Below are 22,377 nucleotides of genomic sequence, written 5' to 3'. Positions count from 1 at the left end.
TTATTCGGGAAATGCAGGCATGCTGCTATCCCAATGATGTGAGTGAAGTGGAATATCGGTGTGCCCACGACGTATACAGACCAGTTTTTTGTGCTCGACCCGGCCAATCCGGGTGCGAACGGAACCGTTGTTGGATCCACGCTGAACGTCGAGTTCTTTGATATCATCGATCAGAATGACGATGATCTGGTCAACCGGCTGAATGGAGACTCGGTTGACGGATCTGACATCACTGCGTCTTACTTCAATGATATGGTGACGATCGAGTTGCCAGGTGGTGCGCAGGTTACATATACCGGCGTTACCTTCTACCTTGCTGACGGGCGCGAGGTTTTTACCCCGACGGACGGATCGGTTCTGCAGCAAGGCACGTTTGTTTCTTCTTCAGTCACCGATTTTAGCGATGATGGGGCTTCGTTTGGTTCGGTCGATATCGCCAACGGTGATCTCGGTCCGCCCTGCTTTACGCCCGGCACATTGATTAATACCCCCGATGGGCCCCGGCCGGTCGAGGACCTGAAACTTGGAGATCTGGTTACGACCGCGGATAGCGGCGCTAAACCTGTGCTCTGGATTGGTCGGACCAAGGTAGCAGCCGAGGGTAAACTGGCCCCAATTCGGTTCGAGACAGGGATGTTCGGGCTCACGCGCCCTCTGCTTGTTTCGCCGCAGCACAGGATGCTGATCGATGATTGGCGTGCACCCTACCTGTTTGGCCATGAAGAAGTTCTGATCGCTGCCCATTGTCTTGTGAACGGAACAACAGTCACGCGTGTCGAAGGGGGCGAGGTGGATTATATCCACATTCTGTTCCGGCGACATGAGATCGTGTTCGCCAATGGCGCCAAAAGTGAAAGCTACTACCCGGGACATGCACTGACCCAGGCCGAGCGTCGGACGCAAGCAGAAGTATTGGCCTTGTTCCCGGAGTTGGCGGCGCGCGGAGCAGCCTCAGTCAGAACTGCACGCCCGGTTGTGCGACCGCGCGGCGGACAGATGTTGTCGAAATAATCCGTTTCAAATACGCCCTTCGCGGCGTATAGCAAGGCATGGCAAAAAAAGCAGTCCGCAAACCGCGCGGTAAGAAAAAGAAGGCGTCCAGATCAAACAAAACAACAGGCCCCATCGCTCGGATACGGCGCTGGGCCCTTCGTGTTGTTCTGGCGATGGTCGTGGCTTTTGTGTCTTTGGTTCTGATCTATTCAGTCGTGAACCCGCCGGTCACGCATACGATCTGGTCCGAGTGGCGTCGGCTTGGGAAGGTTGATCGCGAGTGGGTGCCGATCGAAGAGATTGCACCGATCATGGCGCGGTCGGTCGTAGCAGCCGAGGATGCCAACTTCTGCCTGCATTGGGGCTTTGATGTCGAAGCGATCCGCGATGCGCTGGAAGATGGCGGCAGCCGGGGTGCATCGACCATCACGCAGCAGGTGGTCAAGAATGTATTTCTCTGGCAAGGGCGCAGCTGGGTCCGCAAGGCGCTTGAAACCTCGATGACTCCGGTTGTTGAAATCGTCTGGAGCAAGCAGCGCATTCTCGAAGTGTATCTGAACGTCGCGGAAACCGGACAAGGGATCTTTGGCGTCGAGGCCGCGGCGCAGAAGTACTATGGGGTAAGTGCGGCAAAGATGTCTCCGACACAAGCGGCGCGTGTGGCGGCGATTCTGCCATCGCCGCGCAACCGGTCGGTTACGGATCCATCGGTGCGGACCCGCAGGCGTGCCGCGTCAATTCTGGATGGAGCGGCCACCATCCGCGCAGATGGACGCGCCGCGTGTTTCGAGGATTGAAACCCAGACCCCTCAGCGGCTAAAGCTTGAAGGGTACTCTACTGGTTCGAATGGAAGTTCATGGCGCGTCTGTTTCACGTCCCCCTCTCGCCCTATTGCCGCAAGGTTCGCCTGTCTCTGGCCGAAAAGAAGATCGAGGTTGAGCTGGTCGAAGAACGATACTGGGAACAGGACCCGGATTTTTTGCGCCGCAACCCGGCGGGTAAGGTTCCTGTGCTGCGACTGGATGGTCAGATCATGGCCGAGAGCGCCGCGATCTGCGAATATATCGAAGAGACCCGACCCGAGCCACCCTTGATGCCTAAAAAAGCCGAAGCACGTTATGAGGTGCGGCGTTTGGTAGGCTGGTTTGATGACAAGTTTCACCACGAGGTGACCTCAAAGCTACTCTATGAGCGGGTGAACAAGAAAGTAACGGGGCAAGGCTATCCGGACAGCAAGAACGTCAAGGAAGGCGCGCGCGCGATCAAGTATCATCTGGATTATATGGCCTGGCTGCTGGATCACCGTCGCTGGCTGGCCGGAGATCAGATGACATTGGCCGATTTCGCCGCGGCGGCGCATCTGTCGGCGCTGGATTACATTTCGGACGTAGATTGGAACCGAAGCTCTGCGGTGAAGGACTGGTACGCCAAGATCAAATCCCGCCCGGCGTTCCGCTCGATTCTGGCGGATCAGGTTCCGGGATTCCGGCCACCGCCACATTACGCGGATCTGGATTTCTGATAGATTGAGGGGTAGGGGGCTGTCCGCCCCCTCTTGGCCATTGGGCCAATTCACCCCCGAAGGTATTTTTGGCCAGATGAAGAGCGGATCGGAGTTGAAACAGCGGTTGGTGGAGCAAGCCTTGTCTGAGGGGTTTGTCGCCTGTCGGGTTTGTCGTCCTTGGGATGTGCCCCGTGTTCCCGAACGGTTGGATGCCTTTCTACAAGCCGGATATCATGGCCAGATGGGCTGGATGGCTGAGCGGGCTCATTGGCGCGGTGATCCGTCTGTGCTGTGGCCTGACGCGCGGTCGGTGATCATGCTTGCGGAGAGCTATACGCCCGAGCATGACCCGACTGCGGTGCTGGCGCATTCCAACTTGGGCGCCATTTCGGTTTATGCGCAGAACAAGGATTATCACGATCTGGTTAAGAAGCGCCTCAAACGATTGGCGCGCTGGCTGATTGCCGAGGGTGGGGGTGAAGTGAAGGTGTTTGTCGATACTGCTCCGGTGCCAGAGAAGGCGCTGGGGCAGGCCGCTGGGCTGGGGTGGCAGGGCAAGCATACCAATCTTGTCAGTCAGGATTGGGGAAATTGGGCCTTTTTAGGGTCTGTTTTCACAACTTTGGATTTGCCTGTGGATGGCGCTGAGGTCGACCATTGTGGCTCATGCCGCGCGTGTTTGACGGCCTGTCCGACCGACGCGTTTCCGGCACCGTATCAGTTGGATGCGCGGCGCTGTATTTCGTATCTGACCATCGAGCATAAGGGGCCGGTGGAGGAAGAGTTGCGCGCGCTGTTGGGCAACCGAATCTATGGCTGCGATGATTGTCTTGCGGCCTGCCCGTGGAACAAGTTTGCGGTCGCGGCCAGTGACCTTCGCTATGCGGCGCGGGAGGAGCTAAAGGCGCCTCCGTTGGCGGAACTGGCGCAGCTGGATGATACAGCATTCCGCGCGATGTTCTCGGGCTCGCCGATAAAGCGGATCGGCCGGAATCGGTTCGTGCGGAACGTGCTTTATGCGATTGGGAACTCAGCGGTGCCGGCGTTACTGCAGGTTGCACAGGCGCTGACCGATGATCCGGATCCGACCGTGGCTGATGCCGCGCGCTGGGCGGCATCCCGGTTGTCGTAAACAGGCTGGACGCGCCGCAGGAAAACGCTACACCCGGTTCTGGCGAACAGATGGAGGACCCGATGGCGTTGGCTTTGGGGGTGGATACGGGCGGAACCTATACGGATGCGGTGCTGATCCGGGATGAGCGCGAGGTGATCGCATCGGCCAAATCGCTGACCACACGAGCGGATCTGGCGATTGGTGTGGGCCGCGCGGTTTCTGCTGTGCTAGAGACGGCTGATGTGTCTCCGGATCAGATTGGGATGGCATCGTTGTCGACAACGCTGGCCACCAATGCGTTGGTCGAAGGCCAGGGCGGGCGCGTGGCGTTGATCTATGTCGGGTTTCGGGAAAGCGACCTTGAGAAACACGGTCTAAGAGAGGCGTTGAAGGGCGATCCGGCTTTGGTACTGACCGGGGGGCACAACCATGCCGGGGGTCAGGTCGCCGAATTGGATGTTGCAGGGCTAGAGGCCTTTTTAGACTCACATTCAGGCATTTCCGGCTATGCGGTTGCGGCACAGTTCGCGACCAGGAATCCGGCGCATGAACTGGAAGTGGCGCGCGTGATTTCCGAGCGAACGGGAGTGCCGGTCACGTGCTCTCATCATCTGTCGGCCAAGCTGAATGGGCCAAAGCGTGCGGTGACCGCCGTGCTGAATGCACGATTGATCGGGATGATCGACCGCTTGATCGGGCGCGCGCAGGATCAGTTGCGCGCGCAGGGCATCACCGCCCCAATGATGGTTGTGCGCGGGGATGGCGCTTTGATGAGCGCCGAGCAGGCGCGGGAGCGTCCGATTGAAACGATCCTAAGTGGCCCTGCGGCCTCTATCGTTGGCGCGCGCTGGCTGACTGATGTTGAGAACGCGCTGGTGTCCGATATCGGCGGGACTACGACCGACGTCGCGCTGATCAGAGATGGCAAACCTGCCATCGACCCCGCAGGCGCGCAGGTTGGCGGTTTCCGGACCATGGTTGAAGCGGTTGCGATGCGGACTCATGGTTTGGGCGGTGACAGTCAGGTGCATGTGGTGACCGAAGGCTTGGGCGGCGGTGTCTTCCTTGGGCCGCGTCGGGTGCTGCCGGTGTCGCTGATCGCAGCTGAGGCCCCGGATGTGGTACATGCGGCATTGGATGAGCAATTGCGGGCGACGACCGTAGGTGAACATGACACGAGGTTTGCCCGTCGTGTGTCGGGTATCCCCGCCGATGGGGTCGGGCCGCGTGAATCAGTGTTACTGGACCGGTTGGAGGATCGTGTTGTGCCGCTCAGCAGTCTGTTGCAAACCCGGATGGAGCATGGGGCACTGGGTCGTTTGGTGGATCGCGGGATCGTACAGGTCTCGGGTGTCACCCCTTCGGATGCCAGCCATGCTCTGGGGCGGCTTGCGGATTGGGACTGCTCGGCAGCGCTCAAGGCGCTGGAACTGATGGCGCGTAAGCGGGTTGGATCAGGGGACAAGCTGGCAGCATCGCCTGAAGCGCTGGCTCAGCTCATTGTCGATCAGTTGACGAAACAAACCTCATTGACCTTATTAGAGACTGCTTTTGCCGAGGAAAGCCATGGGTTTGACCAGCCTGCAAGAGATCTGGCCCGGCATGTTCTGACGCAGCGCGGGCTGGCGAAACACCGTGGGTTGTTGGCATTGGATGCCGCGCTGAATGTGGATGTAGTGGGCCTTGGGGCTTCGGCCCCCAGCTATTACCCGGCAGTCGGAGAGCGGTTGCATTGCAAGATGGTCCTGCCAGAGCATGCCGGTGTTGCAAATGCCATCGGTGCGGTTGTCGGGCGGCTGACCCTTCGGCGGGCCGGTTCAGTTACGTCCCCGGCCGAAGGCCGCTATCGGGTACATCTGGAAGAGGGGCCGCAGGATTTCTCGGACTCGAATTCCGCTCTGCAGCTGCTTGAAGAGGTGCTGCGCAACGAGGCTGAGGGCGCGGTGCGCCAAGCAGGTGCCGAGGATATACGCGTGACAGTCGACCGCGATATCCGCACCGCCAAGATTGAGGCGCAAGAGGTATTCGTCGAAGCGTTGATCACGGTTGAAGCGAGCGGACGACCTCGGGTGGCGGTCGGATAGCCCCGCAAGGGGCTACCGCGCATATCATTCTGCCGCACTGGAGCGTTTTGGCAGCACCCAGTCCGGGCGCGGGAAATGGCAGGTGTATCCGTTGGGGATGCGCTCTAGGTAATCTTGATGCTCGGGCTCGGCTTCCCAGAAATCGCCGACGGGTTCGACTTCGGTCACCACATTGCCGGGCCAAATGCCGCTGGCGTTGACATCGGCAATTGTATCTTCGGCCACCTGTTTCTGGGCATCGTCCACATAGTAGATCGCCGAGCGATAACTCATTCCGCGGTCATTGCCCTGACGATTCAGGGTAGTCGGGTCGTGGATCTGGAAAAAGAACTCTAGCAGATCGCGATAGGTGATCTGGGTCGGGTCGAACCAGATTTCGATCCCTTCAGCATGGGTGCCGTGGTTGCGATAAGTTGCGTTTGGCACATCGCCGCCGGTGTATCCGACGCGGGTGCGCGAGACGCCGGGCAGTTTGCGGATCAGGTCCTGCATGCCCCAAAAGCAGCCTCCGGCCAGAACGGCGCGTTCATCGGTCATCAGATATCCTCCACATGGATCAGAAATTCGCCATACCCTTCGGCCTCCATCTCGTCGCGATGAATGAACCGCAGCGAGGCGGAATTGATGCAATAGCGTAGCCCGCCATGTTCGCGGGGGCCATCGGGAAACACGTGGCCCAGGTGGCTGTCGCCGTGTTTCGAGCGGACCTCGGTCCGGATCATGCCATGAGTGGTGTCGCGAAACTCTTCGACATGTTCATGTATGATTGGCTTGGTGAAACTGGGCCAGCCGCAGCCGGATTCGTATTTGTGGGTCGAGGCGAACAACGGTTCGCCCGAGACGATATCCACGTAGATGCCCGGTTCCTTGTTGTTCAACAGCTTGCCAGTGCCCGGGCGTTCGGTGCCGCTGCGCTGGGTGACGTGAAATTCTTCAGGTGAGAGGGCCGCAATGACCTCGGGGTCTTTGGTATAACGGGACATGGATCCTCCGGTGTTTGAATGATGATGTCCTATTTGGGCATAGATGCGCAGGAATCAAAACCATATTACAGCGCGCTCGCGGGTCTGTGCAGTTGATCCAAACGAATGCACGGCGCGTATGATTTATAACAGGAGGTGAAGTGATGTTCCGTATGGCTCTGTTGACTGCTCTGATCTTGTTGGGCAAAGCCCTTCAGGCGGCACCACTGACGGGCGAATTTTCATCAATCGATGGTGGGACAATATCACTGGAAGACTGGCGCGGACAGCCCGTGCTTGTGGTCAACACGGCGTCACTTTGCGGCTTTACCGGACAATACGCAGCGTTGCAGGAGCTGCACGAAACATATGAAGAACGCGGGCTGGTGGTACTGGCGGTCCCGTCGAATTCGTTCAAACAAGAGCTGGCGTCGTCGAAAGAGGTCAAGAATTTTTGCGAACTAAATTATGACCTTACGCTTCCGATGACGGATATCACTCCAGTGAAAGGTTTGGATGCCCATCCGTTTTACCGAGCTGTTGCTGCGCAGACTGGCTTTGTCCCGAAATGGAACTTTAACAAAGTGCTTATTGGCCCCGAGGGTGAGGTCGTTGCCACCTATGGGTCAAGCACCAAGCCAAATGCGCCTAATTTGATAGATCAGGTCGAGGCGTTGCTGCGCTGACCGGGCTCGCGCGACAGCTGTACGGCAAGAATACCCAGTGTTGTGATCAGAACCCCCACCGCATCCAATGGGCCCAGCTTCTCACCCAGTAAAATGGCGGCGATGGTCACGCCGAATACCGGGTTGAGGAAATGGAACGTTGCTGCACGGATCGGGCCGATGCGATCCAGTAGCAGGAACCAGATGAAAGTTGCCAGAAGGCCCGGGAATAACGTGGTGTAGGTGAAAGCCAGCATAAAAGGCAGTGTGGCGTGGATATGAATAGACTCGAACACCGGGGCGGCGAGAAACAGCACCGCCGATCCGATAAGCATCTGCAGCCCAACCACCATCATGAAGTTACCGCCCGAAGTCGCCCCCCGAACAGCCAAGGTGGCAAAGGTCAGCGCCAGCGCCCCGATTCCGCAGAGCAGAACCCCGAACAGATCGACACCAGCGTTAATCCGGCTACCCATGATTAGCGCGACACCGACAAAACCTGCCAGCAAGCCGACGATGCCCAGCGGGCGCATCCGCTCACCCAATAGCAGCCAGCCGGCTAGGGCTACCAGCAGGGGCATAGTCGAGGCGATAATCGCCGCGACCGAAGCCTCGACTGTCTGCATCGCATAGAAGTTTAGACCCAAATAAAGGGCATTTTGGCAGATTCCGAACAGAATAGTGGCGCGCCATTGGTTGCGAGTCAGGCGCCAGCTTTGCCCCATGGCGCGTGCGATCGCCACGCCCATTAGTCCCGAAATCAGAAATCGCAGCGCCAACGAGAACAAAGGCGAGGCATCGGCAACGATGATCCGCGCCGAGCTGAAGGCCGAAGACCAGATGAGGGCGAAAACAAGCCCCATGGCGATGGCGCGCAGGTCCATTACGGCCTCCTGATGAAATTCGGGCGACTGTTCCTGATTTTAACATGAGCTGCAAGGACCCATTGCGTCGAATAGCGGGGTCGCCCGATAGTTGGCATCAATGAGCTTGCGCGCAATGAGAATGAGCAGAGCTTTTTGTAGAAAAGCGCTGCTCATCATTATGATTCAGCTTGTCGCTTGATTCAGGCGAAAAAGCTAAGATCGTCCATCGAGAACCAACCCGCGTTCTCGACATGGTCATTGGTAATTTCACCTCCCGATGCAACGAACTCGACGTGATCAATATCGCGCCAGTCAAACTCGTGTGTGACGTGATCGAATGTCAGATCGACCTCTGCGGAGTGCACCAGCTCATCGCCATTATAGGCATTGATTGTGACTTGGTTTGCCCAGTTCGATTCAGGAATATACGTGGTGTCCGATCTGGAAGCATTGGCCAAGGAAACGCTGTTGAAGTTGAATTCTTCGCCATCGCTTTTGGAGAAGCCAACCGTTGCCCCCCAGGAATTGAATGCCTCCAGGTCGGGGTCGGGGTTTGAGCCACCGTATTCGTATGGGGTTAGAATGCCATCAGTGTTGCTCTGCCCTTTGCTAACACTTGCAATAAATACACCATTCAGCACCTGATCATTGTCTTTGATGCGGGTTCCGTCATTGAAATCCAGCACGAACTCTTCAAGCGGGTCAGGCGGGGTCAGTTCCGGGAAGTATTGGAACAAGGATTCAGGGATGTCCTCGACCTTTTCATACAAAGAAATCTCTTTCCCGGCTGCGTCTGGATAGCTGGTGACTTTCAATGCCCAAGAAGCACTGTCGTCCCCGTCCAGTTGCAGCACGTCAGAACGTTTTCCATCCGCATAAAGTGTAACGGTTACGTCCCCATTATCTTTCTCCAGCCGACGTTCCGAGATTTGTCCGTCCTGATAGGCGGTCGTGATCGAATCCCAGGATTTCGCATCCAGCTCATCAGTCTGGCTGATGCTGATGCGCTGGCCATTTGACCAGATCTCATGTTTCACGACTCCATTGTCATATGTCGTTGTCTTTTCAGATTTCTTTCCACTGCCATCAAATGAGGTGCTGATGGTTTCCCACGACTTTATGTCGCTTCCGTCTGTCTGCGTTACGTTGCTACGCTGTCCGTCTGTCCACGTTTCCTGTTTGACAATTCCATTGTCATAGGTGGTCGTCCGTCCGGTTGTCTCTCCGTTGACATCGAAGAACGTGTCGATCCGATCCCAGGATTTGGTTTGTAGAAAGTCCTGAACAGTACTGAAATGACCGGGCGCGAAGGCTTCAACCGTCCGGGCACCATTATCGTTTGTTATCGTGCGGCCTATGATATTGCCCGACGCATCATAGCGTAGAACGATCTGGTCCCAGGGTTTTGCACCGTCTCCGAAAAACCCATCTTGGATGAGAATCTCATCCGGAACACCATTTTGAAAGGTCTCGGTCACGCGGATACTGTCTGGATAAACCGTTCCGCGTTCGGTCATTATGCCATTGGCGTCATAGTCAATGAACCGATTATCAAAGCCCAATGCCTCTTCTGTTCCGACATAAAATTCCTGACGCAAAACGCCGTCTTCGTAAGTCCCGAAGACCTCGTATCCGGCATCAAAAGTCGTCCGCGTTGCAACGACAACATCGTCTTCAATCGTGTATTGGATGTTTGCCCAGTCGAATTGATTTTCTGTATCGAATTCAGTGGTTTGATATCGTGCCATAAATCGAGATTCCTCAATAATACTTCCCATTAAGCGAGTGGATGAGGAACATGACACAACTATGGCGATAGCGGCAAAAACTCGATATTAATCAGATGCTTACATAACTTATTCAGACAAAAAAAGGGCCGCCCGGTGGCGACCCCTTCGATCTTGCGATCTGTCTTCGGCGAATTAGCCGTTGACGCTGTCTTTCAGAGCTTTCGCGATGGTCATTTTGACCACTTTGTCGGCTTCTTTCTTGAACTGCTCGCCGGTGGCGGGGTTGCGCACCATGCGCTCGGGGCGCTCGCGGCAGTAGATTTTGCCAACGCCGGGCAGGGTGACTGCACCACCGGCCGAAACTTCGCGAGTGATAAGGCCGGTCATGGCCTCCAGCGCGGCATTTGCGGATTTCTTGTCAGTTCCCATTTCCTCAGCGAGAGCAGCCACCAGCTGAGTCTTTGTCATAGGCTTTGCCATTTCTTGGTCTCCTTAACGTGCCCGATCTATAGGGCCTCACCGCGTAACTGTAACGGGATATTGTGGCTGAACACAACGAATAGTAGCACTAAAAACCCCAAAAATAGGGGAAATTCGTTGCTTTTTTGCTTCAGAGAAAGGCCGTTTCGTCAAACGAACGCAATTTCCGGCTGTGTAACCGTTCCAGCGGCATGCCGCGCAAGTGCTCCATCGCCCGGATTCCGATCGCCAAATGACGACTGACCTGAGTGGTATAGAACGCCGAAGCCATGCCGGGAAGCTTTAATTCACCATGCAAGGGCTTATCCGAGACGCACAGCAAGGTGCCGTAAGGAACCCGGAACCGATAACCGTTGGCTGCGATTGTTGCACTTTCCATATCCAGCGCAATCGCACGGGACTGGCTGAGCCGTTGCACCGGGCCGGACTGATCGCGAAGCTCCCAATTGCGGTTATCGACCGAGGCGACTGTACCTGTTCGCATGATACGTTTCAGCTCGTAGCCTTCCAACTCGGTTACCTCGGCCACAGCCTGTTCCAGCGCGACCTGGACTTCGGCCAGCGGTGGGATCGGCACCCAGACGGGCAGGTCGTCGTCCAGCACTTTGTCCTCGCGCAGGTAGGCATGTGCCAGTACGAAATCCCCAAGCGCCTGCGTGTTGCGCAGACCGGCGCAGTGGCCGACCATCAACCAGGCGTGCGGGCGCAGAACCGCAATGTGGTCGGTGGCCGTTTTGGCATTCGATGGCCCGACGCCGATATTGACCAGCGTGATCCCAGACCCATCCGCGCGTTTCAGGTGGTAGGTTGGCATTTGCGGCAGTTTAAGGGGCTGTTCCAGTACGGCTTCGGCGTCCGTGATCTCAACATTCCCGGTCGAGACAAAGCTGGTATAGCCGCTGTCGGGATCAGCGAGTTGCGCCCGTGCGTAGCTCTCAAATTCCGAGACATAGAACTGATAGTTGGTGAACAGCACGTGGTTCTGGAAATGACCGGGGTCAGTCGCGGTGTAATGCGAAAGCCTTGCCAACGAATAGTCCACGCGCTGGGCCGTGAACAGCGCAAGGGGCCCGGCTTCGTTTTCCAGCTCGTGCACGCCATTCACGATATCGTCGTTTGTTGTATTCAGGTCCGGTACATCGAACGCATCGCGCAGAGTGAACCCAGCTGCACCCTGATGCGGGACAACCAGATCCGGGTTATTGGCGACAGCGAAATGGACCGGGATCGGCGTTTCCGAAGCTCCGATTGTGACCGGTTGATCGTGGTTCTTGATCAAAAGCGCGATCTGCTGGGTCAGGTAGGACCGGAACAGATCGGGGCGCGTCACTGTCGTGGCGTGCGTGCCCGGCTCGGACACGTGACCGAAGCTCAGCCGGCTGTCGACCTGCGCGTAAGACGAGGTCCTGATCCGGATTTCGGGGTAGAACGCCCGAAACCTCTCGGTAGGAGCGCCGTTCTTAAGTGCATTTGCAAACCTATCGCACAGGAATTTTGTCGCCTGTTCATAGAGCTCTTCCAAACGTGCGACAGCTGCAAGCGGATCGCTAAATTTCTCGGGGTTGGGAACGTCAGGTGTTCGGATAGTAGTCATGCAAGGGGTTCCAGAAGATCGATCTTTTCAAATGTGCGCACGTCCACCAGCCCAAGATCCGAGATCCGCAGCTCAGGGATCACAACCAAGGCCAGCAGAGAGTGCTGCATATAGGCGTTGTTAAGCTGACAGCCGCAGGTCTTCATCGCCTCGACCATTTGTTCAGCCTTGGCGGCAACGTCAGTCGCTGGGCTGTCGGACATCAGGCCTGCGATAGGCAGTTCCACCAGGGCCAGTTCTTCACCATCGCGAAAGATTGTGATGCCTCCGCCCACTTCGGCCAGCCTGTTCGCGGCCAGTGCCATCTGTTCACGGTCGGTACCGACAACAATCATATGGTGGCTGTCATGCGCAACGGTCGAGGCCATGGCCATTTTGCCTTGATACCCAAAGCCCGAGACAAAGGCGTTGGTCACACCTCCGGTAGCGCGATGCCGTTCGACCAATGCGATTTGGCACACATCGCCTTCGCCTTCAACAAGCCCTTCGATAATGGGCAGCTCCGATTTCAGTGCCTGCGTCGGGGCCTGATTTTCAACCACCCCGATCACGTTGGCCGTGACACGGTTCGCTCCGGCAGGGGCTGCGATCTCAAAGTCTGTCGAGGTCAGCGCGTGCCCTAGGTGTACGGTATTTCGCGCCTTATCGGGCCAGTTCAGATGCGGGCATTCGACCGTTACCGTCCCGTTTTCAGCCACAATCTGACCGCGCGCGACCACGGTTTCGATCGGAAGCTCTACCAGATCAGAACTCAGGATAATGTCAGCGCGCCGCCCGGGTGTGATCGAGCCGATCTCGCGTTCCAACCCAAAATGGGTCGCCGTGTTGATCGTCGCCATTTGCAGCGCAACCAGAGGATCGCAACCACAGGCAATCGCATGTCGCACTACGCGGTTCATGTGTCCGTCATTTACCAGCGTTCCCGAATGGCAGTCGTCGGTGCACAAGATGAAGTTGCGCGGGTCCAGCCCTTTTTCAGTCACCGCAGTAATCTGGCTTTCCACATCATACCAGGCCGACCCCAACCGCATCATTGACCGCATTCCCTGACGGACACGTGCGATGGCGTCGGCCTCGCAGGTGCCTTCATGATCATCGGCAGGGCCACCAGCGACGTAAGCGGCAAATTCAGGCCCTAAATCAGGCGAAGCGTAGTGCCCGCCAGCGGTTTTTCCGGCGCGCTGTGTGGCCGCGATCTCTGCCAACATCTTCGGATCGCCATGAATGACACCGGGAAAGTTCATCATCTCACCCAGACCGATGATACCGGGCCAAGACATCGCCTCAACCACATCCTCGGCGGTGATCTCATACCCTGTGGTCTCAAGCCCCGGTGCTGAGGGTGCACAGGACGGCATCTGGGTGAAGATGTTCAGCGGCTGCATCAGCGCCTCGTCATGCATCAGTCGCACACCTTCTAACCCCATCACATTGGCGATCTCATGCGGGTCGGTGAACATCGAAGTTGTGCCATGCGGAATGACTGCGCGGGCAAATTCTGCCGGGGTCAACATGCCCGATTCGATATGCATATGAGCATCGCATAACCCCGGCACCAAATAGCGACCGTGCGCCTCGATGATCTGAGTCTCAGGACCGATACAATGCGCGGCGTCCGGCCCCACAAAAGCAACGCGCCCCGCAGCGATCGCCACGTCATGGTCAGGCAGGGTTTCGCGGCTATGCACATTGACCCAGACGCCGCCACGGATCACCAAATCGGCAGCCTCGCGGCCAGCAGCCACGGCGATGAGACGAGGGGCGGTATCGGGCCAACTTGGGAAGGGAGTGTATTCCATGACCCAACTTTCCCGAATGCGGCGCAAGGTGCAACCCCCACTATTAAGGTATCATGGAATCATCACAAAACCTGCCATCCGCAGCGCGCCAGCGCTGCCACGCCCAACCAGAGGAGATGCCCAAAGGGCATCAACGATGGGCGGGAGCGACCCGCGATTAGTTGTGGCGATCGGCTTCAATCTCTGCGCGCAGCCAGTCGACAAACGCCAACGCGCCCGGCGTTTCCTCGGCTTGGGGCGATAGCAATAGATAATAGGCCTCGGGCATAGCAGCGCGATGGATGAACGGCGCGATCAGGCGGCCTTCTTCAATCAACCGTTTTGCGATCATGTCGTGGGCTAAACACAAGCCTCCTCCGGCCATCGCAACCGACAGGCTGACCAGATAGGTCGTCGAATAGGTCACCTTAGGTTTCCCCCAAGTTAGACTCTGATCTGTGATCCAGCTCTCCCAATTCGACAACAAATTTGAACAGTCGAACAGGGGCTGTTCCTGCAGGGTTTCCAGCGTCACCGGGAAGTCGGGGGCACAGACAGGATAGTAGTGATCTGTCCGTAGCAATTCCGTTCGCACCGTATCGGCCGGGCGCAGCGAATAGCGGATTTCCACCGCCGCGCCTTCGGCCATTTCGCGCGGCTCCCAGAGCTCAGTAAAGATATTCAGATGTACATCCGGATGCAGTTCCCGAAACCGGGGTAGGCGCGGAGCCAGCCAGTTGACGGCAAATGTGATGTTGCTCTGGACCTGAACCGCGTTTTGTTGTGCGCCCGTGACGGCTTGTGTCCCCCTTACCAGAGTTCGAAAGGCTTCACGCACGACCGGCAGATAGGTGATACCAGCTTCGGTCAGCTCCAATGCACGCGGACGACGTAGGAATAATGGCTGACCCAAATAGCCCTCTAGTGATTTGATTTGCTGGCTGACTGCGCTTTGCGTCATGTTCAAATCCCGCGCCGCCCCCGTGAATGACAAATGACGGGCCGCCGCTTCAAATGTGCGTAGCCAGCCGAGCGGTGGAAGTGATTTCTGCATGCTCATAACTCTGCCAGTAGTTTTACTAATGAACTAGGCATGTTTTTTTCGTTGGTCAAACGTTTGCGGTGAAGGCACGATTTCCCAGAAGTCAATTGACCAGCGAAGGAGCCCGGCATGAGCGTTACAAACCTGCGTCCCAACATCGATCATTGGTCCGAACGCGTGGACATGGCCGCCGCATTCCGCTGGACCGAACGGTTGAACATGCATGAAGGGGTGGCGAACCATTTCAGCCTTGCGGTGAACGAAGACGGCACGCAGTTCCTGATGAATGCCAACCAGATGCATTTCGCGCGTATCAAGGCGTCAAATCTGCTGCTGCTTGATGCCAATGACAAAGATGTCATGGACCAGCCCGGCGCACCGGATCCGACGGCTTGGGGGCTCCACGGATCGATCCACCGCCATTGCCCGCATGCGCGCTGCGTGATGCACGTGCATTCGATTTTTGCGACGGTTCTTGCCTCGCTGGCAGACAGCAGCTTGCCGCCGATCGATCAGAACACCGCAACTTTCTTCAATCGCTACGTAATCGATGAAGAATTCGGAGGTCTGGCTTTTGAAAACGAAGGTGAGCGCTGTGCCGCGATGCTGTCGGACCCGAAAAAGAAAGTCATGATCATGGGCAACCACGGGGTTTTGGTGATCGGCGACAGTCCGGCAGATGCCTTTAACAGACTCTATTATTTTGAACGCGCCGCAGAAACGTACATTCGTGCTCTTCAAACCAGGCAACCTTTGCGCGTTCTGTCCGATGAGATTGCTGAGAAAACCGCGCAAGAGCTTGATGAATATCCCGGTCAGGCCGAAGCACATCTACGCGAAATCAAATCTGTTCTGGATGCCGAAGGCTCGGATTACGCAACCTGAAGCGCACTGTTAGGAGTTTCAGCCATGACCGATATGCATGATGCAGAAGCCGCCCGATGGAATTACCGCCCCGAAGGGCCCGTCGGTTTGAACCCTTTGTTCAACTGGCCGCCGCGTCCTGCGGCTATCCTGAACTGGTACAAAGGGGCTTGGCTTCCCCTTACGTCGCTGACGCTTTGCATGGTGATGGCTTTTGCCGCCTATTTCGTGTTTTTACCTCCATTAGAGACCATGCAGAGTTTCGCGCCCGGCTGGATGTTCCGTATCTGGCTGCTGAACATGGTGCCTCAGATCATGATAGCAGGAGGTCTGCATTGGTGGCTTTACATGCGCAAAGGGCAGGGCATGTACAAGAAATTCGACCGGCGTGATCTGACACGTGACAATGGGTCGTTTACCTTTCGAAATCAGGTTTTGGATAACATCTGGTGGACGCTGGGAAGTGCGATGACTGTGGCGACGGTCTATCAGTGGCTGATCTACTGGGCGATGGCGAATGGCTATGCGCCAGTGATAACCTGGGCCGCGGCCCCCGTTTGGTTCGTGATCTGGATGCTTTTCATCCCGATGTGGTCAGGGCTTCATTTCTACTGGGTGCACCGATTGGAACATCACCCGAAACTCTACAAGCACGTTCATGCTGTGCACCATCGTAACGTCAATATCGGACCATGGTCGGGAATATCGAACCACTGGTATGAAAACCTTCTTTATTTCACCACCTACTTCATCCATCTGATTGTACCCTCGCATCCGCTGCATCTGCTATTTCACGCCTACTTCCAGCAGATCAGCCCGGTACTGTCTCACTCGGGTTTCGAAAAGCTGAAGGCTGGTGAAACGGATGCCGCGCGGGCCGGGGATTTCTTCCACCAGCTTCATCACCGGTATTTCGAGTGTAACTACGGCACATCCGAGATTCCGTTCGACAAGTGGTTCGGCACTTATCACGATGGTTCAGCCGAGGCGACAACGCGGACACGGGCTTTCAAGAAGCAGATGTATACTTAGACACAAGGGCGTTCTGCCCCGCCGAGTTCTGCATAGGTCCGTATATGACCTACGCAGAGCTTTGGTCAGGTTTTCTCAAACAACGCGATCAAAGCGACGTCATCTTTGTTGGGGCCGGCAGCAAGATCGCCGTAAATCCGGACCTGCGTTAAAGATAAGTCTCTGATCTGATCCGCCTCGAGCCGGCGGAAGGTATCGGCAAACCCGAGCGCCTCAAAGTGTTTTGCGTTGATCGACAGGGCGAACTGCGCACCGTGGCGTGCGACACGCAAGAGCGCTGGCAAAACTTCTGGCCCAAGATGGCCATGGGTGAACGTTCCGGACGAGACGACACCGGCATAGCTGCCGCGCGGAACCGGCAGGCCCTGATTGAGATCGGCTTCGATCGCGTCGCGATAGATATCCTTGCGCATCGCCTCGTCCAGCATTTCGGCGCTGATATCGGTGGCGTCGATCGGACCCACGCCTAACCCGGCCAGAATAGCTCCGCATAACCCCGTGCCCGCGCCTACATCCAATACCGGGCCTTGTCCGCCTGCACCCACAAAAGCGCGCGCCGTGTGGTTGTGGAGTTGATAATCCTCAAGCGCTGCGAAACTGTCGTCATATTCCCCTGCCCATTCCGCATAAAGGCGCTTGTTCTCCTCGGGCGATTTCAGGGAGTAGGCTGCGTGCAAGTCAGGTGTCTTTTTGGTCATTTCTCAATGAATGCGCATCAGAGGATTCGAATCAAGTGCGTCCATCCGGCGCTTGCATCCACGTGCCGGGCAGATCATCAAAGGGACCATGACACAGACACTATTCTCCTTCGGCCACGGCTATTCTGCCCGAGCGATATCGAAGCAACTGGATCCAACCGCATGGCGGGTCATCGGAACCACGCGTGATTCCCAACAACTTGAGACAATTCGCGATTCGGGTGCCGAGCCTCGTGTCTGGCCAGGGGATCGGCCTGATCTGGACGGGGTGACGCATCTGCTTGTCTCTACAGCACCCACAGCCGAAGGTGATCCGGTGCTGGCGGAATTGAAGGATGAGATCGCCGCGCGGATCGGACAGTTCAAATGGGTCGGCTACCTGTCGACCACAGCCGTTTACGGGGATCACCAGGGAGGCTGGGTGGATGAGACGACGCCCGCCACACCGACGGCTGAACGTGGCCTTTGGCGCGTGCGTGCCGAGGAGCAATGGGGCGGCATTCCGGGCCTGCCCTTGCATATCTTCCGACTGGCAGGGATTTACGGGCCGGGTCGCGGGCCGTTTTCAAAGCTGAAACGCGGTGGGTTGCGGCGGATCATCAAGCCGGGCCAGGTGTTTTCGCGCATTCATGTTGACGACATTGCACAGGTTTTGATCGCGTCGATGGCCAAACCCAATCCGGGTGCGATCTACAATGTCTGTGATGATGAACCGGTGCCGCCGCAGGATGTGATCGGCTATGCCGCCGAATTGCAAGGTCTGCCGATGCCACCTGCTGTTCCGTTTGATGAGGCTGATCTGACCCCGATGGCGCGCAGTTTCTATAATGAGAACAAGCGCGTTCGGAATGACAGGATCAAGGATGAACTGGGCGTCTCATTGCTCTATCCGAACTACCGTGTAGGGTTGGAAGCACTGATGCAGCATCAGAAGGATGCCACTTGATCACCGCGCCTTGCCAAGAAACCGGCACGGATTGTATGGGATTTCGATGAAAGACCGCTCTGTCCCGCTGAACATTACCGTTTCGACCCTGACCCGGCGGCGGCCCGAGATGCTGGCCGCTTTGATTCGAAGCTGGGGAGAGATGAAGCTGCCGCCCGACTGCTCGGTGCGATGTTTGGTGGTGGAAAACGACAGCGCCGCGCTCAGCGAAGGTACCGTGCAGGCAGTAGGGGAGAAGCTGCCTAATGGAGCAAGTCTGAACTATGTCCTTGAGACCGAACTCGGCATCCCGTTCGGACGCAACCGAGCCGCACGCGAAGCGTTGGAGAATGGCTCGGATCTGCTCTGTTTTGTCGATGATGACGAAGTGGTGGCGGTCGATTGGCTTGAAAGGTTGGTCGCCGGGTATCGCAACAGCTCTGCCGTGCTAATGGGCGCTCCGCTTCGTGCGGCGGGGCCATCGGGGCAGGAGACCGCGATTCAGCGGCTGATGTTGCGCAATATCAGCAATCGTTACCTCGACAAGGAAAACGCGGCTGCAAAGAAAGCCACGTTGAACAGTACCGGTGGCGTGACCATCGTGACAAACAACTGGCTGGGCGAGACACGCCTGTTCAGCGAAACCGGCCTTTGGTTCGATGAAACCATGCGGATGACCGGCGGGACGGATGCAAAGTTCTATGCCGAGACCGTTGCTGCAGGCTTACCGGTCGGCTGGGTGCCCGACGCTTTTGTGTACGAGACCATTCCTCCCGAAAGGTTGTCATTCTGGTATCAGACCGCCCGGGGAAGGGACCAGTCCAACACCCATATGCGCCGTAAGCTTGATCAGAAGCCAACAAAGGCGATCTTGGGGTTTTTGAGCACCCCCTTCCGCTTGTTGGCGCTGTTAGGGGCAATCCTTCTGTTTCCGTTCCAACCAGATCGGCGATTGATCCAGATCGCCCGAACGGTTGGGTGGCTTGTCGGGGTATTGGGAATTCCCTTCGGCTATAAATCGGCCCTTTATAAGAAGGTCAGTGGCCACTGAATCTGGGCCGGTCAATCCGTTTTGCGTTAGACTCAGTTCAGTCGTTTCATGCGCGGCCATCATCGTAAGCTTATTTGCGTCTACTCTCTCTCGTGCCCGACTTGCGAGGCATGGTTAAGCTTGGCGGTGCAATCGCAATCACGCGCTTCAGGGTCAGGCTGCGCGCAGATGTTCAAGTGATAGCCCTGGATTATCAATATCATCAAAAAACAAAACTTATATGAATGGCTTGGATTTGCTAAATCTACATCCAAACAGAAAGAACGAGTCGTTAATGCTATTTCCTACAATGAAGGCAGGGCCGATCTGCGCGATCCCGCGTAATGCCCATTCCAAGGACGAGCGCAAAAACACTCAAGACCCCTGTTTCTCGTTTCAAAGTTAACCGCGCGACGCACACATCTAGCCAGGACTGGAGATCGATATGGACGGAAGTGATACCCCCAACATGGGCAAATGCCCGGTAATGCATGGCGCCGAGGCCCGGTCCAACCGGGATTGGTGGCCGAACCAACTGAACCTGTCGATTCTGCATCAGCATAGCCCTGCATCGAACCCGATGGGCGAGACATTCGACTATGCCGAAGAGTTCAAGAAGCTCGACCTGAAGGCACTGAAGGAAGACCTGTATGCGCTGATGACAGATTCGCAAGATTGGTGGCCCGCAGATTATGGTCACTATGGCGGTTTGTTCATTCGTATGGCCTGGCACGCAGCGGGCACCTACCGCACGGCAGATGGCCGCGGTGGCGCATCGACCGGCAATCAGCGGTTCGCTCCGCTGAACAGCTGGCCGGACAATGGCAACCTGGACAAGGCGCGCCGTCTGCTTTGGCCGATCAAGCAGAAGTACGGCAACCAGATCTCGTGGGCTGACCTTTACATATTGGCGGGCAACTGCGCGATCGAATCCATGGGCGGTACAACATTTGGATTCTCCGGTGGTCGTGAAGACATCTGGGCACCCGAAGAAGACATTTATTGGGGTGCCGAGACCGAATGGCTGGCCCCAACTGAGAACCCGCACAGCCGCTATTCGGGCGAACGTGATCTGGAAAACCCGTTGGCCGCTGTTCAGATGGGTCTGATCTATGTGAATCCCGAAGGTCCAGATGGTCAGCCAGATGCCTTGGCTTCAGGTCGCGATATTCGCGACACCTTTGGCCGAATGGCGATGAATGACGAAGAAACCGTTGCTTTGGTTGCGGGTGGCCACACCTTTGGTAAGGCCCACGGCGCCGGTGATCCCGGTCTTGTCGGTCCCGAACCCGAGGCCGCCCCGATGGAGGCGATGGGCTTTGGCTGGATCAACGATTTTGGCAGCGGCAAGGGTGATGATACCACCACCAGCGGCATCGAGGGTGCCTGGACCGCAAACCCGACCAAGTGGGACAACGGTTACTTCGACCTGCTGTTTGGCTACGACTGGAACCTGACCAAGAGCCCAGCGGGCGCGTGGATCTGGGAACCTGTTGGGGTCAAGGAAGAGGACATGGCCCCGGCAGCGGGTGATCCATCGAAAAAGGTCAAGACTATGATGACCACCGCCGACATGGCGATGCGCATGGATCCGATCTATGGCCCGATCTCGAAGCGCTTCCACGAAAACCCGGACGAATTTGCCGATGCCTTTGCTCGCGCGTGGTTCAAACTAACCCACCGCGACATGGGTCCGCGTGCGCGTTATCTTGGAGCCGAGGCTCCCAGCGAAGAGCTTATTTGGCAAGACAACGTCCCGGCCGTCGATCACGCGCTTATTGACGACGCTGATGTAGCCGATCTGAAAGCCAAGATACTCGCGACGGGATTGTCTATCTCAGATCTGGTGTCGACCGCATGGGCTTCGGCCTCGACCTTCCGGGGATCGGATATGCGTGGCGGTGCCAACGGTGCGCGCGTTCGTCTGGCCCCGCAGAAGGATTGGGAGGTCAACGAACCGTTGAAACTGTCCAAGGCGCTGGATGCGCTGGAAGGCGTTCAGAAAGCGTTCAATGACGCACAGTCTGGTGGCAAGAAGGTCTCATTGGCAGATGTCATTGTCTTGGGTGGTGGTGCTGCCATCGAACAGGCAGCCAAGGCTGCAGGTCATGACGTTGATGTTCCCTTTAGCCCCGGCCGCACCGATGCTTCGCAAGAGCAGACGGATGTCGAGTCTTTCACGGTGATGGAACCGATGGCGGACGGTTTCCGCAACTACCTGCACAAGGAATACTCGGTTCCGGCCGAGGCCCTGCTGGTGGACAAAGCGCAACTGCTGACGCTGTCGGCACCGGAGATGACCGCGCTTGTAGGTGGGATGCGTGTGCTGGGCACAAACTTTGACGGAACTTCTCATGGTGTGCTGACCGAACGGGTCGGCACGCTCAGCACCGATTTCTTCGTGAACCTGCTGGATATGGGCACCGAATGGAAACCATCCGGTGACGGCGTCTATGAAGGCCGCGACCGCGCAAGTGGTGACGTGAAGTGGACAGGTACCCGCGTGGATTTGGTCTTTGGGTCGAACTCGCAGCTGCGGGCACTGGCCGAGGTCTATGGTCAGGACGACGCAGGTGGCAAATTTGTCTGCGATTTCATCTCGGCCTGGAACAAGGTGATGAACGCGGATCGTTTTGATCTGAAGTAACCCTATAACCATCGCAGTAAATTGCGCCGCCCGAGGAGAGTCGGGCGGCGTTTTCATGCGCCTGACTCAGGGCGCGTACCAAGCATTGGGTACGATTCCGCCGAGAGACTGTTCTTTCTCTTTCTATAAACCTCCTTTTTGTGAGTTCTCGGGAGGATTTGTTAAGCTAACCTGTTGTTTTTATTAAGGTGAAGAAGAAGGTGGTCGGAAATGTGAAGTTTTTTCAAATTGGGGGTTGCAGGTCCCAGACCTAATCCGTAAATACCCCTTCACCGGCGCTGCTGAGGTGCTGGGACGCGGTGGAAGCTGCGGAGACGCTCGGGAGAGACTGGGGGCATCTGAGGTTTTTGATTGGGCGGTGGCGCTGA

At 56.9% G+C, this 22,377-nt stretch carries 20 protein-coding genes; 11 read left to right on the top strand and 9 right to left on the bottom strand.

Features of this window, described 5'->3' with window-relative positions; all coding sequences use genetic code 11:
- Positions 1–60 precede the first annotated feature (60 nt).
- From ACR0NE_RS20025 to ACR0NE_RS20005, 5 genes are all read left to right on the top strand, one after another.
- Complete coding sequence (locus ACR0NE_RS20025) at positions 61–1,011, top strand: Hint domain-containing protein (protein ID WP_170515346.1); 951 nt, start codon at positions 61–63, stop codon at positions 1,009–1,011.
- 38 nt (positions 1,012–1,049) lie between these two features.
- The gene (gene mtgA, locus ACR0NE_RS20020; protein ID WP_170598598.1) at positions 1,050–1,790 is read left to right on the top strand and encodes a monofunctional biosynthetic peptidoglycan transglycosylase; all 741 of its coding nucleotides are present in this window, start codon (positions 1,050–1,052) and stop codon (positions 1,788–1,790) included.
- Between the two features lie 60 nt (positions 1,791–1,850).
- A complete protein-coding gene (gene fzlA, locus ACR0NE_RS20015; protein WP_170399162.1) occupies positions 1,851–2,516 on the top strand; it encodes an FtsZ-binding protein FzlA in 666 nt (221 codons plus the stop codon).
- Positions 2,517–2,592: 76 nt separating this feature from the next.
- Positions 2,593–3,630: a tRNA epoxyqueuosine(34) reductase QueG gene (queG, locus tag ACR0NE_RS20010; protein WP_170598601.1), complete on the top strand. Its 1,038-nt coding sequence runs from the start codon at positions 2,593–2,595 to the stop codon at positions 3,628–3,630.
- Positions 3,631–3,692: 62 nt separating this feature from the next.
- Complete coding sequence (locus tag ACR0NE_RS20005) at positions 3,693–5,696, top strand: hydantoinase/oxoprolinase family protein (protein WP_170598653.1); 2,004 nt, start codon at positions 3,693–3,695, stop codon at positions 5,694–5,696.
- Between the two features lie 24 nt (positions 5,697–5,720).
- On the opposite strand, the gene msrA is transcribed toward ACR0NE_RS20005, so the two are convergent.
- Both msrA and msrB read right to left on the bottom strand, forming a co-directional pair.
- Positions 5,721–6,233 carry a peptide-methionine (S)-S-oxide reductase MsrA gene (gene msrA / locus ACR0NE_RS20000; RefSeq protein ID WP_170408742.1) on the bottom strand — a complete coding sequence of 171 codons (513 nt, stop codon included), beginning with the start codon at positions 6,231–6,233 and terminating at the stop codon, positions 5,721–5,723.
- Positions 6,233–6,679 (bottom strand): peptide-methionine (R)-S-oxide reductase MsrB, encoded by a 447-nt coding sequence (gene msrB / locus ACR0NE_RS19995; protein ID WP_170399151.1) that lies wholly within the window; start codon positions 6,677–6,679, stop codon positions 6,233–6,235. The genes msrA and msrB overlap by 1 nt, the downstream gene beginning before the upstream one ends.
- Positions 6,680–6,822: 143 nt before the next feature.
- Here msrB and ACR0NE_RS19990 point away from each other — a divergent pair, with 143 nt between their 5' ends.
- Complete coding sequence (locus ACR0NE_RS19990; protein WP_170598604.1) at positions 6,823–7,344, top strand: glutathione peroxidase; 522 nt, start codon at positions 6,823–6,825, stop codon at positions 7,342–7,344.
- Here the strand turns inward: ACR0NE_RS19990 and ACR0NE_RS19985 are convergent.
- The 6 genes from ACR0NE_RS19985 to ACR0NE_RS19960 form a co-directional block, all read right to left on the bottom strand.
- A complete protein-coding gene (locus tag ACR0NE_RS19985) occupies positions 7,320–8,207 on the bottom strand; it encodes a DMT family transporter (protein WP_170598607.1) in 888 nt (295 codons plus the stop codon). The genes ACR0NE_RS19990 and ACR0NE_RS19985 overlap by 25 nt on opposite strands.
- Positions 8,208–8,389: 182 nt before the next feature.
- Positions 8,390–9,937, bottom strand: a complete 1,548-nt coding sequence (locus ACR0NE_RS19980; RefSeq protein WP_170598610.1) for a hypothetical protein — start codon at positions 9,935–9,937, stop codon at positions 8,390–8,392.
- A 174-nt stretch (positions 9,938–10,111) separates the two neighbouring features.
- A complete protein-coding gene (locus ACR0NE_RS19975; protein ID WP_010442901.1) occupies positions 10,112–10,399 on the bottom strand; it encodes an HU family DNA-binding protein in 288 nt (95 codons plus the stop codon).
- Positions 10,400–10,529: 130 nt separating this feature from the next.
- Entirely contained in the window at positions 10,530–11,993 is a 1,464-nt protein-coding gene (locus tag ACR0NE_RS19970) for an AMP nucleosidase (protein WP_170399140.1), read from the bottom strand.
- Positions 11,990–13,792, bottom strand: coding sequence for an adenine deaminase (ade, locus tag ACR0NE_RS19965; protein WP_170598612.1), 1,803 nt, complete (start codon positions 13,790–13,792; stop codon positions 11,990–11,992). The genes ACR0NE_RS19970 and ade overlap by 4 nt, the downstream gene beginning before the upstream one ends.
- Before the next feature lie 157 nt (positions 13,793–13,949).
- Complete coding sequence (locus tag ACR0NE_RS19960; RefSeq protein WP_170598615.1) at positions 13,950–14,825, bottom strand: LysR family transcriptional regulator; 876 nt, start codon at positions 14,823–14,825, stop codon at positions 13,950–13,952.
- 117 nt (positions 14,826–14,942) lie between these two features.
- Here ACR0NE_RS19960 and ACR0NE_RS19955 point away from each other — a divergent pair, with 117 nt between their 5' ends.
- Both ACR0NE_RS19955 and ACR0NE_RS19950 read left to right on the top strand, forming a co-directional pair.
- On the top strand, positions 14,943–15,698 hold the full coding sequence (locus tag ACR0NE_RS19955) for a class II aldolase and adducin N-terminal domain-containing protein (RefSeq protein WP_170515321.1): 756 nt from the start codon (positions 14,943–14,945) through the stop codon (positions 15,696–15,698).
- A 24-nt stretch (positions 15,699–15,722) separates the two neighbouring features.
- Positions 15,723–16,709, top strand: coding sequence for a sterol desaturase family protein (locus ACR0NE_RS19950; protein WP_170399131.1), 987 nt, complete (start codon positions 15,723–15,725; stop codon positions 16,707–16,709).
- A 65-nt stretch (positions 16,710–16,774) separates the two neighbouring features.
- Here the strand turns inward: ACR0NE_RS19950 and ACR0NE_RS19945 are convergent, their stop codons facing one another.
- A complete protein-coding gene (locus ACR0NE_RS19945) occupies positions 16,775–17,407 on the bottom strand; it encodes a class I SAM-dependent methyltransferase (RefSeq protein ID WP_170598618.1) in 633 nt (210 codons plus the stop codon).
- 88 nt (positions 17,408–17,495) lie between these two features.
- Between ACR0NE_RS19945 and ACR0NE_RS19940 the strand changes: the two genes are divergently transcribed.
- From ACR0NE_RS19940 to katG, 3 genes are all read left to right on the top strand, one after another.
- On the top strand, positions 17,496–18,353 hold the full coding sequence (locus ACR0NE_RS19940) for an SDR family oxidoreductase (protein WP_170598621.1): 858 nt from the start codon (positions 17,496–17,498) through the stop codon (positions 18,351–18,353).
- Positions 18,354–18,399: 46 nt separating this feature from the next.
- Positions 18,400–19,383: a glycosyltransferase gene (locus ACR0NE_RS19935; RefSeq protein WP_170598625.1), complete on the top strand. Its 984-nt coding sequence runs from the start codon at positions 18,400–18,402 to the stop codon at positions 19,381–19,383.
- Between the two features lie 424 nt (positions 19,384–19,807).
- Positions 19,808–22,009, top strand: coding sequence for a catalase/peroxidase HPI (gene katG / locus ACR0NE_RS19930; RefSeq protein WP_170598628.1), 2,202 nt, complete (start codon positions 19,808–19,810; stop codon positions 22,007–22,009).
- Positions 22,010–22,377 lie beyond the last annotated feature (368 nt).

It is taken from the genome of Ruegeria sp. C9, assembly GCF_056537585.1.
The sequence above is the reverse complement of the archived record's forward strand: the minus strand, read 5'-3'. Positions and strand labels throughout refer to the sequence as shown.